The organism is Pseudomonas sp. GD04015 (assembly GCF_029837675.1).
Taxonomy (GTDB): domain Bacteria; phylum Pseudomonadota; class Gammaproteobacteria; order Pseudomonadales; family Pseudomonadaceae; genus Aquipseudomonas; species Aquipseudomonas paralcaligenes.
In genome coordinates, this window is record NZ_JAOEEE010000001.1 from 150,239 (window position 1) to 167,401 (window position 17,163).

13 protein-coding genes and 1 tRNA gene are annotated in these 17,163 nt (G+C 64.2%); 12 read left to right on the forward strand and 2 right to left on the reverse strand.

The annotated features are described in order from the left end of the window. The first annotated feature begins 21 nt into the window (after window positions 1–21). From N7640_RS00770 to N7640_RS00815, 10 genes are all read left to right on the forward strand, one after another. Window positions 22–444: a hypothetical protein gene (locus N7640_RS00770; protein ID WP_279903189.1), complete on the forward strand. Its 423-nt coding sequence runs from the start codon at window positions 22–24 to the stop codon at window positions 442–444. Window positions 445–503: 59 nt separating this feature from the next. Next, window positions 504–3,863, forward strand: coding sequence for a tape measure protein (locus N7640_RS00775; protein ID WP_279903188.1), 3,360 nt, complete (start codon window positions 504–506; stop codon window positions 3,861–3,863). Beyond that, complete coding sequence (locus N7640_RS00780) at window positions 3,863–4,300, forward strand: hypothetical protein (protein ID WP_279903187.1); 438 nt, start codon at window positions 3,863–3,865, stop codon at window positions 4,298–4,300. Before N7640_RS00775 ends, N7640_RS00780 begins: the two co-directional genes overlap by 1 nt. Window positions 4,301–4,358: 58 nt before the next feature. Continuing rightward, complete coding sequence (locus tag N7640_RS00785) at window positions 4,359–7,931, forward strand: hypothetical protein (RefSeq protein ID WP_279903186.1); 3,573 nt, start codon at window positions 4,359–4,361, stop codon at window positions 7,929–7,931. Continuing rightward, a complete protein-coding gene (locus N7640_RS00790; RefSeq protein ID WP_279903185.1) occupies window positions 7,931–8,899 on the forward strand; it encodes a hypothetical protein in 969 nt (322 codons plus the stop codon). Before N7640_RS00785 ends, N7640_RS00790 begins: the two co-directional genes overlap by 1 nt. Beyond that, entirely contained in the window at window positions 8,899–9,684 is a 786-nt protein-coding gene (locus N7640_RS00795; RefSeq protein WP_279903184.1) for a hypothetical protein, read from the forward strand. Before N7640_RS00790 ends, N7640_RS00795 begins: the two co-directional genes overlap by 1 nt. Before the next feature lie 2 nt (window positions 9,685–9,686). Beyond that, window positions 9,687–11,474 (forward strand): hypothetical protein, encoded by a 1,788-nt coding sequence (locus N7640_RS00800; protein WP_279903183.1) that lies wholly within the window; start codon window positions 9,687–9,689, stop codon window positions 11,472–11,474. A gap of 287 nt (window positions 11,475–11,761) precedes the next feature. Then, window positions 11,762–12,286, forward strand: coding sequence for a hypothetical protein (locus tag N7640_RS00805; RefSeq protein ID WP_279903181.1), 525 nt, complete (start codon window positions 11,762–11,764; stop codon window positions 12,284–12,286). Next, entirely contained in the window at window positions 12,283–12,684 is a 402-nt protein-coding gene (locus tag N7640_RS00810) for a hypothetical protein (protein WP_279903180.1), read from the forward strand. The genes N7640_RS00805 and N7640_RS00810 overlap by 4 nt, the downstream gene beginning before the upstream one ends. A gap of 68 nt (window positions 12,685–12,752) precedes the next feature. Beyond that, entirely contained in the window at window positions 12,753–13,016 is a 264-nt protein-coding gene (locus N7640_RS00815; protein ID WP_347815586.1) for a hypothetical protein, read from the forward strand. Window positions 13,017–13,031: 15 nt separating this feature from the next. Here N7640_RS00815 and N7640_RS00820 read toward each other — a convergent pair whose 3' ends face one another. Further along, window positions 13,032–13,502, reverse strand: a complete 471-nt coding sequence (locus N7640_RS00820; RefSeq protein ID WP_279903177.1) for a hypothetical protein — start codon at window positions 13,500–13,502, stop codon at window positions 13,032–13,034. Window positions 13,503–13,965: 463 nt separating this feature from the next. Next, a tRNA-Leu gene (locus N7640_RS00825) sits at window positions 13,966–14,050 on the reverse strand. Between the two features lie 189 nt (window positions 14,051–14,239). Here N7640_RS00825 and N7640_RS00830 point away from each other — a divergent pair. Both N7640_RS00830 and queA read left to right on the forward strand, forming a co-directional pair. Then, the gene (locus N7640_RS00830) at window positions 14,240–15,997 is read left to right on the forward strand and encodes a cation:proton antiporter (protein ID WP_279903176.1); all 1,758 of its coding nucleotides are present in this window, start codon (window positions 14,240–14,242) and stop codon (window positions 15,995–15,997) included. 110 nt (window positions 15,998–16,107) lie between these two features. Beyond that, complete coding sequence (queA, locus tag N7640_RS00835) at window positions 16,108–17,163, forward strand: tRNA preQ1(34) S-adenosylmethionine ribosyltransferase-isomerase QueA (RefSeq protein WP_279903175.1); 1,056 nt, start codon at window positions 16,108–16,110, stop codon at window positions 17,161–17,163.

Below are 17,163 nucleotides of genomic sequence, written 5' to 3' on the forward strand. Positions count from 1 at the left end.
ACCCTCGGGAGGGACCCCTTTATGCTGTGCCCCGCATGTAATCACGAAGCCCCTCAGTCTGATTTCGGGGAGCCTCTCCGCTGTCCGAGCTGCGGTGCCTACTACGCTAAGGCGCTCGCCGCAAAACAACGCCGGGATGTGGAGACGGCCGAGAAGGTCCAGACTGCTGCCGAAACGGCTCGGGAGATCAACAGGGCGCCGCCTCCGAAGGCTAAGGGCTTTCGGGTCGCGGCCGATCATGTAGAGGTGGCAACCCGCGGGCTTGATGGTGTGCAGCCTGTGGTGGTCGTAGACATCCAGATGAGGTTCTGGTCCATGATGGTCTTCATGATCAAATGGATGTTGGCGGCCATTCCCGCGCTTATCGTCTTCATCGCAATCATCAGCGTGCTTTCAGCTGTGTTCGGAACCTTCTTCAGCGTGTTGTTCGGCTTGCCCAAGTGAAGGCTCCATGATCTGTCAAACCCGCCACGGCGGGTTTTTTATTGCCCGGAGAAAAGTGCATGGCCATCAAGGACCGCCTGATTCAGTTCATCTTGCGTGGCCGCGACGAGATGTCGCCAGAGGTGAAGAAGGCCACCGAGGCAGTCGAGGAACTGAGCGAGGAGGCCACCCGGCTCGGCGGGGCGCTCGACAACGCCAAGTCAGCGCAAGGGCTTGGCCTGGCCCTGGAGCGCGTGCGCAGGGACGTGGGTCTGGCCCAGCGCAGTCTCGACCAGGCCGAGCGTCAGGTGGTCGACCTGCGGGAGGCGCTGAACAAGAACCCGGACGCCGCCGGCCTGCAGCAGTCGCTCAAGGATTCCGAGCGGGAGGCGAACCGGGCGCGCCGCACGCTCAACGCGCTGGAGGCCCAGCTGACCGATGCTGAGCGCGCCGCACATGGCGCTGGCATTGATGTGCATAACCTGAGCGACGAGCAGCGCCGGCTCGGGGTCGAGGTGGATCGTGCCCGTACAGCGGTGCGGGATAACAACCAGGTATTGCAGCAGGCGCGCCGCGATCTCGCCGCCGCCAGTCGCGCAGCGGCCGAGCACACATCGCGCCTCGCAGCTGTGCGCGATGGGATGGCGCGCGGTGCTCGCCAGGTCCTGGGCTACGCCGCCGCATACGTCTCGCTGAATGCCGCGTTCGGACTCGTCCAGAAAGGGCTGAATCTGGTCCGGGATGGCATCAACTCGATGCTGGACACCGGCGACCAGTTCGAGCTGCTGGGCAAGCGGATGGCGTCCCTGATGGGTAGCGTCGCCGAGGGCGAGCGCGCCACCGCCTGGATCAAGACATTCGCCAAGGACACGCCGCTGGAGCTGGCGGAGGTGTCCGAGGCTTTTGCTCTGCTGAAGTCCTATGGCCTCGACCCCATGGACGGCAGCCTACAAGCCATCGTCGACAAGAACGAGCAGCTTGGCGGCGGCATGGAGCGCCTGCAGGGCATCAGTTCGGCGCTCGGCCAGGCCTACGCGAAGCAGAAGCTGCAGACCGAGGAGATCCTGCAGCTGGTCGAGCGCGGCGTGCCCGTGTGGTCGATGCTGGAGAAGATCACCGGCAAGAACGCCGCCACCCTGCAGGAGCTGGCCACCAAGGGGCGCCTCGGCCGTGACGTGATCGCGGCGCTGATCAAGGAGATGGGGCAGAGCGCCCAGGGCGCTGCTGCTGAGGGTATGGGTACTCTGACTGGTTTGGTCAGTAACCTGCGCGATACCTGGTCTGACTTCCTAGATCGCATCGCCAAGAGTGGAGCGCTCGAATACGCCAAGCAGCAGCTGAAGGACGTTGCCGACAACATAGATCGCATGGACAAGGACGGTCGGCTAGACAAGCTCGCGAGCGCATTGAGCAAGGCCTTCACTGAGGGGGCGGAGAAGGTAAAAGGCTTCGCTGTTCGGTTGCTCGATGTTGATTTCGACAAGCTGGCCGATGACAGCACCCGGTGGTTGAACGGTATGGGTGAAGACCTGGACAAGGTCATCGCTGGGGTTGATACATTCACTGAGAAAACTCGCACTTTCTGGAATGTGCTGACGCTGGCTGGAAATTCCGCTGACGCATTCTGGGGCGCGTTCAAGCTAGGCATCCTCGAAACTGCCAGCATGCTTGCCAGTACGCTGCCTGATGCCCTCGGCGGATCCAAGTGGAAGGAGCAGATCGACCAGATGGCGGCTGGCGTCCGCGCTGGCATCAAGACCTCCATCGACGGTGTGGTGACTGATTTCTCGGATCTCCGGGATTCAGTCGCAGGGATGGGTAAGGATGCGGTCGACACCGCCAAGGCTGGCGCCAAGGAAACCACCGAGGCGATTAAGTCAGAGCTCGAGCAGCAACGCATGCTCGACCAGGCGCACGCCGATCAGTTGGTCGCAACTCAGCACAAGGTCAGGGATGAGGCAATTGCTGCAGCTGTTGCCGGAACCGCCGCGATTGAGGGTATCGGTAACGCACTTTCTCTGATTGATACGGCCAGGACAGCGGAGCAGTTGGAGGGGCTGCGCAGGGCGCTGCTTTCAGCATATCAAGCGGGCATCCTGAGCCAGCAGGAGTATGCCCAGGCCACCGGAGTTCTGAACGGCCGCCTGAAGGAGCTCGGCTCCAATGCCGGCGGTGCGGCCAATCTGGTGTCCGACCTTGAGGAAAAGCTGGCCGATCTCGCGTCGGTGCAGGCGGCCATCAGCAATGCGAAAACCGATGTCGACATCAACGCCATCAAGAAATCCCTGCGCGAGCTGTATGAGGGCGGGAAGATCACGGCGCAGCAGTACAATCAGGAGCTGCAGAAAACCGCCGAGCGGCAGAAGGAACTGAAGGCGGCCGTAGGCGATGGCGCCAAGGCCCAGCGGGATAAGAATCAGGCTGAAAAAGAGGCCATTGTCACCAGCGAGCAGCTGCGTCGCGAAAGCGGCAAACGGATGGAGGCCGAGCGCCAGGCTGGCGACGAGGCCATGCAGCGGCGGCGGAAGGAAAGCTCGGATGCGCGGCAGGACATGGGCGCCATGGAGGGCTTCTTCGGGGGCGTCATGACCCGGGTCCGCGAGCCGCTGGCGCAAATGAGCCAGGCCGCGCTCGATGCCTTCAACAAGCTGCGGGGCCTGTCCTCGGTTGACATGGGGATCGACACCAGCGACCTCGATGCCACCACCGCATCACTACAGCGCGTGAACAAGGCCCTCGGCGAGATCTCCGCTGCACAGGCCGAGAACACCCTGATGAGCTCGTTAGGGAAGTGGTCGCTGGAGATGCAGCGCAACAGCCTGCAGACCCAACAGGGTTTCCTCCAGCAGAAGCGCGGCCTTCAGGATCTGATGGCGAGCTACAACCGGGGCAGTCTCACTCTGTCGCAGTTCATTGCCCAGGCGAGCAGCGCCCGCCGGACCATGAACCTGTTGGATGAGTCGGACCTTGGGTCGCTCGAATCTGCGATTCAGTCCGCGAAGCAGCAGATGCAGAGCATGGCCGACTCGACCCGCTCTACGCTCGACAGCCTGCAGGACGAACTCGACCAGCTCGAGGGCAAAGAGGACGCCATTGCCCAGCGCCGTTTCGCCAACCGCAAGAAGGAGTTGCAGGCGCAGCTTGCCGAGGCGCAGTCGACAGGCTCACAAGAGGCCATCGCGAATGCCCAGCGGGCAATCGGCTTGCTCCGCGACGTGGAGGAGGCAACCAGTCTGCAGCGACAACAGCAGGAGCAGGCAAAGCGCGTGGAGGCCAGCAAGCAGGCGCAGGCCAATCAGCCGGTTCCGAGGCAGCTGCCGGCGCGCGTCATTCGCCTGGAGTCGTCGCGGGGCCAGGTCGCGCAGGTGGCTGTAGATGACGAGGCCAGCGAAACCGCTTTGATCAGCATTCTTGAAGACGCTGCCGGGAGGGCGTTGTGATGATGTATCCGTTGACGCTAGCCGGCATCGACCTGGCAAACGATCCGGAGTTGAGCGGCGACCAGCTGCAGTGGGTTGAACAGTTCGCGAGCTGGGACCCGATTGAGCAGAACCAAGACCGGACCCTCGGTGGCGCGCTGATCATTCAGGAGGGCATCAAGTTGTACGGCCGGCCGATCACGCTTGCCAGCAACGAAGGTGCCTGGTTCCCGCTGTCGATCGTGCAGCAGCTGGAGGCCCTGCGCGATCAGGTTGGCATCGTCATGCCGCTGACCCTGCAGACTGGCGAGCAACACTACGTCACATGGAACAGAGCGGCGGGGCCTGCGGTTGAGGCTGTGCCGCTGTTCCGTGGGGTCGTGTACGGGCCGGACGATCTGTTCAACATCACTCTGCGCCTGATCACCGTTGCACCCCCCGCGCCGCCGGCGCCTTGAGCGCTTCGCCACCTCCCTGAGCCCGCCCCGAGCGGGCTTTTTTTTGCCCGGAGTTTCTATGTCAATCAGCACCGCAGACATCAAACTGCTCAAAAGCCAGCGCCTTTCTGACGAAGCAGACGGCGGCGGCCGCGCCACCGGCGAGGCGGTCGTGTCCGATCAGGTCAACAACGTGTTCCCGGACATCTCGCGCCTCGCGCGCACCACTGGCAACATCAGCCTGCGCAAGCTGTACGGCGGCCCGGTCACACAGAACTCCGACCCATGGCTTGGTGCCCATGCCATCGTCGGCGATGACCCTGCCGACCCGCGCGTCAGCGTCCTGCTGTTCAACACCGGCAGCTCGACCGACCAGCGCGCGGCGGCGCGCGATGCCATCGAGAGCTATGTGGCTGCCGCCACCCCGGCCTCGTTTGATCTGCTCGGCACCCAGTTGGCCGGCCAGCGCGCTATCGCCTGCGTGCAGCGCGAGGAGCAATCCGTCCCCGAGGTCGGCGATGTGTTCCAACTGATCACGCCGACGCATGCGCAGTACGTGCGTCTAACTGCTGTCGAGCAGCGGCTGGAGACGTTCGTGTACGACTTCGGGTCGGGCTCGTTCTCGTCGTTCATCCGCCGCCGCCTCGACATGTCTATCAGCGCGCCGCTGCTGTATGAGTTCCCAGGTGGATCGCCGACCCCGGCCGGCACCTCGCCGGCTACAGATGGCAAGGCCAAGGCGCGCGTGCTCGGCACCCAGGTCGCCGACGCCGCCCGTTACTACGGCATCAGTCGACTTGCCCAGGCGGTCGCCATGGGTGCGCTGTCGCTGTCCGTTGACTCTGTGTACAGCCAGCTCGTGCCGAGCACCACGAAAGAGACCGCCCTGGTCGACCAACTGGCCGGTTACCAGCGCCAGGCCTTCATCGCTGCCGGGCCGGCTCGCTCTGTCGCCCTGACGACTGCGGCGACCTCGACCGCTGGCGAGTGCCGCACGTATCTGGGTACCGGCTGCGCGCCTGGTTCGCTGTCGATCACCGCCAACGGCGGCACATTTGCCGACAACTCGCGCGGCGGGCTGCGTCATGTCAGCGGCGCCAACTGGATCAGCGCCGGCACCGTCGACTACCAGACCGGCGAAATCACCATGACCCGCGCCGGCTCGGCCTTCGTCGGCTCGGCGAATGCCTCCTATCGCCCTGGCGCTGCTGCCCTGGGCGAGGCCATTACCGATGGCATCGAGATCACCCTGGCAAGCCGGGGCTACGTGTACACGTTGTCGCTGTCCGACGCGCTCCCGCGTCCGGGCACGCTATCTGTCAGCTACATGGCGCTGGGGCGCTGGTATGAGCTGCGCGACCTGGGCGCCGGCCTGCTGGTCGGCGAGGGTGCCGGCACTATCGACTTCACCACCGGCAGTGTCTCTATCACGCTGAACGCCCTACCGGACGTGAACAGCGCGCTGGTCTACAGCTACATCTCCAGTGCAGATGGCGACATCAAGAGCCATTCCGGCACGTCCGTTGTTCCGCGCGTTGAGGTCCGGCATACACTGCCCGATCAGGACGTGATGCCGGGCAGCGTGACCGTGACGTTCGCCGCCGGCACTGTGCGCACCTTGTCCGACAACGGCGGCGGGCAGCTCAGCGGCAGCGGTGGGACTGGGACGATCAGCTATGCGACGGGCGAGATCGTCATGCAGCTGAGCGCTACTCCGGTTGGTGTCATCGACTACGCCTACGAGATCGGTGATCCGGGCGGTGCGGTTGGCGGCCCCATTCCTGCGACCATCGACGGCACTGGTGTTACTACGTTCACAGTGCCAGGCGCGCCGCTGACCCCTGGCTCTGTCCGGGCCGAGTGGATGACCAGTCGCCGGCAGCCAGTGCCGGCGGGCGTGCAAGGGCTCACGGCGCTACCGGTCTACAACGGCACGGTCGAGATGAGCTGGTCGGCCCAGGACGATGGCGCGGGCGGCTGGACCGGACCAGACGGAGCACTGATCGGCACCATCGACTACGCAACGGGCGCCTGCTCCCTACAGGTTGCACGCCTGTACGACTACACCGAGTACAACTACGCCAAGAGACAAGACGGCAACAAGCCGTGGATGAAGCTCGCCGTCTTCAAGACGAACGTGCAGGTCCGCGAGTCATTCGGCGGCACGATGAACATCCGTGCCATGGCTGATGCGATCACCACGGAAGTCGGGTCGAGCAGCACCACCGCGCCGGAGCTGACTATTCAGCTGTTGCCGGGCATGCAGGGCGCCATCATTCCGGGCAGCCTGTTGTTTACTTGGAACGGCGAGACCTACACCGACCGCTCGGGCACGCTGTACAAGAACGTCAACAGCACCACAAACGCTGGCCTAGCCGTTGGCGTTGTCGACTACGCGGGCCGTTCTGTCGTACTCAACGCCTATGCCGGCAACGTGGGCGGCGTTGTGTCGATCCTCGCTTGCCTGACTTCGGTAACGGGCTACAGCGTTTCTCAGGTGACGTTCCGTACCTCGGGGGCGCCGCTACGTGCCGGGAGCATGCAGCTCACTGTCGTGCGTACAGACACCGCGGCTATCGTCACCGCGACATCAGATGCCAACGGCTATTTCGCTACGGGCATCGTGCATGGCCGCGTCGATGCAGCTACGGGCATCGCTCGTCTGCGCTTCACGTCTGACCCTGATGACGAGACGGGCGCAAGTGACGTGCCGGTGATTCCGCTGCTGACACGCTATAACGCAGTAGTGCAAACACGCCTGCCGCTGGATGCCGGCCTGCTGGGCCTCGACCCGGTGCGCCTGCCGGCAGATGGGCGCGTGCCGATCTATCGGGAAGGCGATGTGCTTGTTATCCATCACACCGCTGAAACGGTGGTGCCGTCTCCCGTGCCGGGCGGCACGCTGACGCTGGATCGTGGCAACGTCGCCGAGATCCGCGTTGTCGGCGCCAACGGTGCTGTGCTGCGGGCGCCATCGTTCTCGGCTGATCGCGAGGCTGGGGCGCTCACTTGGGCTAACCCGCTCGTGCTGCAGGATGAGGAGGGCGGCCCGGTCACGCAGCCGCTGCTGGTACGTGATCGCGTGGAGCACATGACGCTGTGTACAGAAGTTCAGATCACCGGCGAGCTGGGCATCAGCTCCCCGGTGCCGTGGACCCTGCCGGCTGGCACGCGAGTGTCGAGCGCGCTGACCTGGGGCGATCTGCGGTCGCGCCTGCACAACTGGTTCACGCAGCAGACGTGGAACCAAGGGGCGCCGAACTGGACTGATGCGCCAATCGGCAACACGACAACAGCGCAATACAACAGCCTGAGCTATCCGCAGGTGATCACCAACGCTGGCGGGATCGATGGCCGCTGGGCGCTGGTGTTCACATCGAGTACCGCGTTCAACGTTGTTGAGCAGCAGCTGGGCGTTATCGCGACAGGCAGCACGACTGCTGACTGTTCGCCGATCAATGCGCTCACCGGCCAGCCCTATTTCACGATCAAGAAAGAGGGTTGGGGGTCGGGCTGGGCAGCGGCCAACGCTGTGCGATTCAACACCGATAGCGCCTTGGGCTCGATGTGGGTTGTGCGCACAGTGCTGGCGGGGCAGGGCACCGTAGACGATGACCGCATTGAATTGCTTGTAAGAGGGGATGCTGACTGATGACTGTTCGTTACTATCACCGGGACCAGACCGGCGCCCCTTCCTACACAATCGGTACGTCCACCATTGCTGTCGGCTGGGCGGCCTTCAAAGCCATTGTCAAAGCCTGTTTGGTCAGTGGCTATGGGGCGTATCCGGCTGCGGGCTGGGAGCTGATTGCCGAGGAAACGAACTGCCTGGTTCTTCGCAACGGCCCACACTCCGGTTACATCGGGTTCTCCGTGCAGGGCGAAAACCAGTCGATGCGCATCTTCCTGCTGAACTCGTTCACTGGAATTGTGAGCGGAGTTCCAACGGGGGCAGGACGGAAGACTGGTACCGCCACTGGAGAGACTGTTCCCCATCGGTGGAACCTGCTGTATGGCGCCGCACAGAACGCCAACCACAGCTGGTCGATTTTTGCAGACGAGAAGACGTTTCTACTGCAAATGTGTAACGACAACTCCGGGACGGTGACCAGTCTTACCGGCACCACTCAGTCCAATTGCTTGTATGCAGGTGAAGATACGGCCGGCAACTTTATTGCCATGGGTGGCCAGAACGCGTCGAGTCCTTCTTCCTCTACAGGACCGTTCGATAGTAACGGAATGACTGTCCTCAAAGACCCGGTCACAGGTTTGCTAGTGGATACAGGAAGCATCTCTGTTCACTGCCCCCTGGACTGGAACCTGTCATATGAACTTGGTAGGCGACTTCCACTGCTCCCTGAGATCAACCTAACTAGGACTGTATGGGCAAAGTTGGGGGGGCCTGCAGCTGGGTACCTACGTGGAATTGCTCAACACCCTGCCTTTGTTCGTATCTACCCGGGGTACATTGGGGAGGCACTAGGGGTGCCCGGCTTGAATTCACGCAATGTCAACTCAACGCCGATCCATCTCGGAGACTCAAACCTCTACCTTCTAACGGCAGCGGGTTCAGGCTCCAGTTATGGGCGCTTCCACACTAACAACCCGGCATTCTGGTAATGACCACTCTCATTGTGTCTCCCTTCCAGTCCGGGCCGCTGCCCGGATATGTCGAGAGCCCGAAGGTGCCCGTGCGCTTCCGGGTCATGCGCGACGGCGAGGTCACTAGCGGCGTGAAAAACCTGTTCTTCTACCGGGGCCGCAACAGCCTGGAGAAACTGGAGCTGCACTTCTGGGCTGAGCCCGGCTTCGGCGAGTTCACCCAGACTGAACGCATCGAGGTAGCAACGCTTTTGGCCCAGGGCGAATGGCTGGTGACTGGCTATGACGATGCCGCCCCGAGACGAGTTCGCTCTGCATGGCTGACACTGGTCGACGGTACCCTGCTGTTCAACATCACCAGCGGCGAAGGCGCCGCCCCTGGCGAGCCTGGCCATATGACCGGCGTAGTTCGCGTCGACCGGATGCCTGCAGATCGAGAGATCGTCGTGATCGAGCGGCCTGTTGACGGCGAGTGGCGGGTTGCCGGGCATGGCCCGACGCCCGGCGGCTCTGGCGTCATCGATGTGCGGGTGTTGGGCGGCGACGTGTACGCGGTATGCCCTGACGCATGGGGCGCGACGTTCGCTCCGTCGCTACCTGTCGCCGTCGGGCAGCGCATCCGGCCGTCGCAGTTCGGCGGCTGGGTCTACGAGATCACCGAGCCGGGCGTGTTGCCCGCGACTGAGCCCACCTGGTGGCCGGCCGAGGGTGACAACGCATCGCGGCCGCTCGGTACTGCCCGTGCGGTTGCCCGTCGCTACTACCAGCCTCTGGCCGAAGGGCCGCTGCCCGTCGAGGTTTAACAATGCCGATGCTTTCTGTCCGGGTCGGGAGTGCCTGGGGCGCCGCCGCGCCCGCTGATCGGCGCCGCGATGGCCTGCCCTGGTCTGCGACCCTGCAGCGTGACATCCGGCGCGGCGCTGGCTGGAGCATTGCCGAGCGCGCTGACCGATCTGCGGTGCGGGTGCGGTGGGCGTCTGCCCTGGCTGCCGATGCTGGCGGGCGCATGGCGTGGGAGATCGCCGATGCCCTGGCTGCAGATCCGCAGCGGCTGCCCTGGGGCACAGTGCCGGCGTGCGATGCCTCGGCGATAGCGCGCTGGGACAGATCGATTCAGACTCGCGACCTGATGCTGTCACTGATCTACAACCCCAAGCCGGCGGTCAGGGATGTGCCCGTAGGGATGCCGACCCGCCGGGTCAACGAGTTCGGCCCGCGCTACAACGCAGCGACCGCTCTGCAGGACAGTCTCTACATACCGGGTACCGGACCGCTGGTGTTCAGCTTCGGCGGGCGGCCGTACTTCCCGCCAACCTCGGGCGCGGTCTACTTCGACTTCCGCTATGAGCCGGAGCGCCCGCGCATCCAGCCAACCGACATGAGCAGCGGCGGCATTCGCTGGCAGAGTGCGCGCCGGCTGGAGGTGGCCAGCCGGTTGCCATGGGGTAAGGCCACACCCACGGACGGGCCGCTGACCGGGCTGCCGTACATCGACTACCCCGGCCCGGTGAAGCCGCTCCCCGAGCCGCCGGCCGATCCCACAATCTTGGACACCTACATGATTGCAAACATCGTCAACGTCGTGGCGCTGCCGTCGCGTACGCCCGTGGAGTTCAAGAACATCCGCATCAGCCTGGACAAGGACTCGTTCAGCTGGAAGTTCAGTGGCGACGTGTTCACCCGTGCCGCCCTTGACCTGGTGAAGCCGGCCTCTGCTGGAACGCTGTTTGAGGTGAGCATCAACGGCTATACCTTCGTCATGCTGTCGGAGCGCTACAGCCGAAACCGCAAGTTCGCCGCCGAGGCGTACAGCATCACGGCCGCCAGCCGCACACAGTTGCTGGCCGAGCCGTGGGCGCCGTTGCGTTCTGGTTTGAACTCAGCGCCGATCACCGCCCGCCAGGCCGCCGAGGAGCAGCTGCTCTATACCGGCTTCGCCGTGACATGGGATGCCGAGAATGTCGGCCCTGCTGACTGGGTGTTTCCGCCTGGTGCGTTCAGCTATCAAAGCCAGACCGCTATCCAAGTGATCGCACGCATCGCTGAGACTGTCGGCGCGTTCGTGCGCCCGTCACGCGACACCGACGAGATCGAGGTGCGCCCGACATACGAGGCCGCGCCTTGGGCCTGGGGAGATCCTGACGCACCGATTGAACGGATCATTCCGCCGATCATGATGACTGACCTGTCAGGAGAGTGGACTCCGCAGCCGGCCTGGAACGCCTGCTACACATCGGGCACCTCTCATGGCGTATCGATGCTCGTCCGCCGTGCCGGTACCGCCGGTGATCTGCCGACGCCTGACGTTCATGAAGACTGGCTGACGGATGAAGGCGCGAACCGCCAGCGCGGCATCCACGAGCTGAGCAAGGGCGGCAACATCGAGATAGTCGGGTGCCGCATCCCGCTGTTCCACGCGAGCGATGATCATGGGGTGGGCCTGGTCCTGCCTGGCATGTTGTGTCGTGTGCCGGAAGAAACCGGCCCCTGGATCGGCCTATGCCTCGGCCTGGAGATCACGGCCGAGGGCACAGGAGCGTCGCGTGTTTGGCAGAGCCTGAAATTGGAGCGCCACCACTCATGGCCACAGTGAACCCGTGGAAGCGATTTGTTGGCCTGCTGCCGGGAGGCGTGCGGACCGTTGCGATTGTTCGGAGCATCAACACAGCTGCCGGGATCAGCGAGGTTGAGTTGCGCACCGGCACCCGGATAACTGTCCGCGGCGTGGATGTGCCAGAGGGGAGCAGGGCGTACATCGCCGACATGGTGATCACCGGCCCCGCCCCGGATTTACCTCACATGGATGTGGACGTTTAGGCATCACCTTCAACCCATCAAGCCCGGCCCTTGCGCCGGGCTTTTCATTTCTGGAGCACCACAATGACTCTCCGCGAAATACGCAACGGCCCGCTGGCCGAGGCGCTCTTGCTGCTGCCCGCTCGCATGACCAAGCCCGCGGCCGAGGTCCAGCTGCTGGCCACCCACCTGCAGGAAGCGCCGAACGGCGAGCAATGCCAGCTGCCGGCCCGGCCCGGGAAGTGTGGCCCGGCCCGCGGCATCTTCCAGTTCGAGCGCGATGGCGGTGTGGCCGGTGTGCTGCAGCACCCGCAGAGCCGGCAGCACGTCCTCGCGGTGTGCCGGGAGCTGGGCGTGCCGGCCACGGTCCAGGGCATCTACGACGCCCTGCCGTCGACGCATGACGTTCTCGACTGCGCCCTGGCTCGGCTTCTGTACTGGACCGACCCCGCGCCGTTGCCCGAGCTGGGCGACGTGGAAGGCGCCTGGCGCTACTACCTGCGCAACTGGCGGCCTGGCGCGTTCACTCGCGGCACCGAGAAGCAGCGCGCGGATCTCCGCCGCAAGTGGGCGGTGAACTACGCCAGCGCCCTGGAGGTGGTGCGGTGAGTGGCCTACTGAAACTCCTGCCATCCTGGGCATGGGTGGCGCTGGGCTGCCTGGTGCTGGTCGGCGTCGTCGGTGGTGGCCTGCTGCTGCGCGTCGCCGGCCTGCAGGGCGAACTTGCTGATCTGCGCAAGGTGCAGCTCGACGACACCGGCAAGCTGGCCGCGTGCCGGGAGACCCGCACCAACTTGCTCGAGCAGATCATCGAGCAGAACCAGGCGCTCGCTGGCCTGCGCGCCGCCGAGCAGGACCGCGCGCAGCGGGCGGAGCAGGCGCAGCAGCAGGCCCGCGCCCAGGCCGAGCAGGACTACCACGCCGCGAATCGGCTGCTGAGCGAGCGCACTGGCGGTGACGCCTGCGCGGCGGCCGAGACGGTGATCGACAAGGAGCTGGGGCTATGAGGGTGCAGGTGCTGGGAAAAAGTGCAGGTGCGGCGAAAATCGGCAGGTGGTGCGGGTGCATCCTGCCGCTGGCCGCTCTGCTGCTGGCCGCTCTGCTGCTGGCAGGGTGCGCTGGCCAGCGGCCGGCCGCGCTGGAGTCGCGCGTGGTGCGTGTCGAGGTTCCGGTGCTGGTGCCGTGCCGAACTCAGCCGGTGGCGGTGCCGCCCTGGGCTGCTGCTGGTCTGCGGAAGGGCGACAGCTTGGAGGTCAAGGTCAGGGCGTTGCTGGCCGAGCGCCGTCAGCGCATCGGCTATGAGCGGGAGCTGGTGGCGGCGGGCGAGGCCTGCAGGTAGTCGGTCATTCTTTTGCTAAGGCTTATCCGAAGCAGGCGCCGCGGCGCCTTGTGCGCTATTCAATATCGCGGCATTGATTGCTGACTTAGCAATATCTTTCACGGCATCCTGAGATACAGTCCAGGCAATACCTACCCCGCCGACAAGAATGGGCATCAGGATAAGGCCGACCTTCGTTGCCACGGAGAACTTGGTGGATAAGCTGCTAAGTCCGGAGGATACCTCCTCCATCTTCCCATCAATCCTAGATTTTTCGTCCTTGGAAGCAGCTTCAATGCGCTCCAGGGTTACTGTTAGATGCTGAATGCTGGACGTAAGGCCGCCGACATTGCGCTGAAGCTCCATCACCGCCTGCAAAGTAAAGCTATGGTCGACCATCAGCGGGGAAGGGTTTGACGCCGGCAAAAAATCCGGAGTACTTGGCCCTTTTCCATGCGGTGATTTCGATCCTGCCATTGCTAGGCTTCCCAGTGATTCTTGATCCATTCCCAGGTATCAGTGCTGGTCCTACCGTAGTAGGAGCTGATGGCAAGAACGATCGCCAATCCATTCTCGCCCCCAGTGATCTTAAGAAGGTCGCTCAGCTCGGTACTGGTTCCCCGAAAGGAAACCAGATACTCCTTTTGGGGCAGCTGCAGATACTGTAGAACGCCGGAAGATCGTGCGGCATCGAGCGCGGGGCCAAGCTTGTGGTCAAGCCTGGTTGGGATGACAGCAAAGACTGACATGACTCTCCCTGATTCCGTTCTAGCGTAGATATAGTCGCGAATATAGACACCGAGTGCTCGGTCGACAATATCTGAATGCGGAACTGTGTGACGGTGACAGTACACCGAGTTGGCGCGCCAGGCAGGAGGCGTCGGTCGGAGTAAAATTCGAGCGCGCTACGCCATAATTACGCCAAGCAGTAAGTTTAAGCTATAAAAATCAACTGCTTAGCTTCTGATCGTGGTGCCCCGGGAGAGACTCGAACTCTCACTTCTTTCGAAAACGGATTTTGAATCCGCCGCGTCTACCGATTCCGCCACCGAGGCACGATGGGCGCGCAGTATAGGGAGGCGCCGGAAGGCGGTCAATTGCGCTTCGGTTCTGCCATCTGAGCTTACAAAATCCTGGACCGGCATCGATAAGTCCGGTAAATCAAGATGTTAGGCTTTGACATCTATTTTCGCGGTGGCCGCGCACGTGGCGCCGGGGCGCTTACACAGGGGAGGGACGCCGCGATGCATGCCGTAAGCTTCATCCAGGATCTGGCCGTGATCATGCTGGTCGCCGGCGTGGTCACCATTCTGTTCCATCGCATGCGCCAGCCCGTGGTGCTCGGTTACATCCTCGCCGGCTTCCTCATCGGCCCGCACACGCCGCCCTTCGGCCTGATCCACGAAGAAGAAACGATCAAGATCCTCGCCGAGCTGGGGGTGATCTTCCTGATGTTCTTCCTCGGCCTCGAATTCAGTCTGCGCAAGCTGTTCAGCGTCGGCTCCACCGCCTTCATCGCGGCGTCGCTGGAGATCGGCCTGATGCTGTGGATCGGCTACGAGATCGGCAGCTACTTCGGCTGGAGCAAGATGGACTCGCTGTTCCTCGGCGGTATCCTGGCGATCTCCTCGACCACCATCATCATCAAGGCGCTCAACGACCTGAAGCTGAAGAACGAGCGCTTCGCCCAGCTGATCTTCGGCGTGCTGATCGTCGAGGACATCCTCGGCATCGGCATCATCGCCCTGCTGTCCGGCATCGCGGTGACCGGTTCGGTGGAGACCGGCGAGGTGTTCGCCACCGTCGGCAAGCTGTCACTGTTCATGATCGTCGCGCTGGTGATCGGCATCCTGCTGGTGCCGCGTCTGCTCGCCTACGTCGCCCGCTTCGAGAGCAACGAGATGTTGCTGGTCACCGTGCTGGGCCTGTGCTTCGGCTTCTGCCTGCTGGTGGTCAAGCTGGAGTACAGCATGGTGCTGGGCGCCTTCCTGATCGGCGCGATCATGGCCGAGTCGCGCCAGTTGCCGCAGATCGAGCGACTGATCGAGCCGGTGCGCGACATGTTCAGCGCGATCTTCTTCGTCGCCATCGGTCTGCTGATCGACCCGAACATCCTCATCGAGTACACCGTGCCGATCCTGGTGATCACGGTGGCGGTGATCGTCGGCAAGGTAGTGTCCTGCGGCCTCGGCGCCTTCATCGCCGGCAACGACGGGCGCACCTCGCTGCGCGTCGGCATGGGCCTGTCGCAGATCGGCGAGTTCTCCTTCATCATCGCCGCGCTGGGCATGACCCTGCAGGTCACCAGCGACTTCCTCTATCCGGTGGCGGTGGCCGTGTCGGCCATCACCACGCTGACCACGCCCTACCTGATCCGCGCCGCCGACCCCTTCTCCAACACCCTGGCGCGGCTGATGCCGGAGCGCATTGCGCGGATCTTCAACCTGTACGGCGACTGGCTGCGCAGCATCCAGCCCCAGGGCCAGAACGTCATGCTGATGAGCATGATCCGGCGCATCCTGCTGCAGGTGGGCGTCAACATCGCCCTGGTGGTGGCCTTCTTCCTCGGTGCCCGCTACTTCGCCGCGACGCTGGAGGGCTACCTGGCGCCCTGGGTCGAGGGGGAGAACGTCCAGCGTTCCCTGGTGTGGGGCGGCGCGCTGCTGGTGTCGCTGCCGTTCCTGGTCGCTGCCTACCGCAAGCTGAAGGCACTGGCCATGCTGCTCGCCGAGCTGGCGGTGCGCCCGGAGAAGGCCGGCCGGCATACGGTGCGCGTGCGCAAGGTGATCGCCGAGCTGATCCCGCTGTTCTCCCTGGTGGTGATCATGCTGCTGCTGATGGCGCTGTCGGCCAGCATCCTGCCGACCGTCGAGGCGCTGGTGGTGATCGGCCTGGTGGCGGTCGGCGCCATCGCCCTGCTGTGGCGCTGGCTGATCCGCCTGCACTCGCGGATGCAGATCGCCCTGCTGGAGACGCTGGAGCAGGACAAGCACGGGCATTGAGGGCGCCGGGCACCGGGGTCCCGGCGAGCCGCGCAGCGCCTTCAGTCGGCCGGTGCGTGGCCCGCGGGCTCGCTTTCCGGTAAGCTCTGCGCCCCCTGCGAGACTGACCCATGCGTGTTGCCGACTTCCATTTCGACCTGCCCGACGCCCTGATCGCCCGCCATCCGCTGGCCGAGCGGCGCTCCAGCCGCCTGCTGGTGCTGGACGGCGCGAGCGGCGAGCTGGCGCATCGGCGCTTCGCCGACCTGCTCGACTACCTGCGCCCCGGCGACCTGATGGTGTTCAACGACACCCGGGTGATCCCGGCGCGCCTGTTCGGCCACAAGGCCTCCGGCGGCAAGCTGGAAATCCTGGTCGAGCGGGTGCTGGACAGCCATCGGGTGCTGGCTCACGTGCGTTCCAGCAAGTCGCCCAAGCCGGGCTCGCTGATCCATATAGAAGGTGGCGGCGAGGCCGAGATGGTCGCCCGCCACGACGCGTTGTTCGAGCTGTGCTTCGGCGAAGAGGTGTTGCCGCTGCTGGAGCGGGTCGGCCACATGCCGCTGCCGCCCTACATCGACCGCGCCGACGACGCCTCCGACCGCGAACGCTACCAGACGGTGTATTCCGACCGCGACAAGGCCGGCGCCGTGGCCGCGCCGACCGCCGGGCTGCACTTCGACGAGGCGCTGCTGGCGGCGATCCGCGACAAGGGCGTGGACACCGCCTTCGTCACCCTGCACGTCGGCGCCGGCACCTTCCAGCCGGTGCGGGTCGAGCGCATTGAGGACCACCACATGCACCGCGAGTGGCTGCAGGTCGGCCCGGACGTGGTCGCCGCGGTCGCCGCCTGCCGCGCCCGTGGCGGCCGGGTGATCGCGGTGGGCACCACCAGCGTGCGCTCCCTGGAGAGCGCCGCCCGCGACGGTCAGCTCAAGGCGTTCAGCGGCGACACCGACATCTTTCTCTACCCGGGCAAGACCTTCCATGTGGTCGATGCCCTGGTCACCAACTTCCACCTGCCGGAATCGACCCTGCTGATGCTGGTCTCGGCCTTCGCCGGCTACCCCGAGACCATGGCTGCCTACACCGCGGCGGTCGAGGCGCAGTACCGCTTCTTCAGCTACGGCGACGCCATGTTCATCACCCGCAACCCCGACCCGCGCGGTCCCGAGGAGACTCCATGA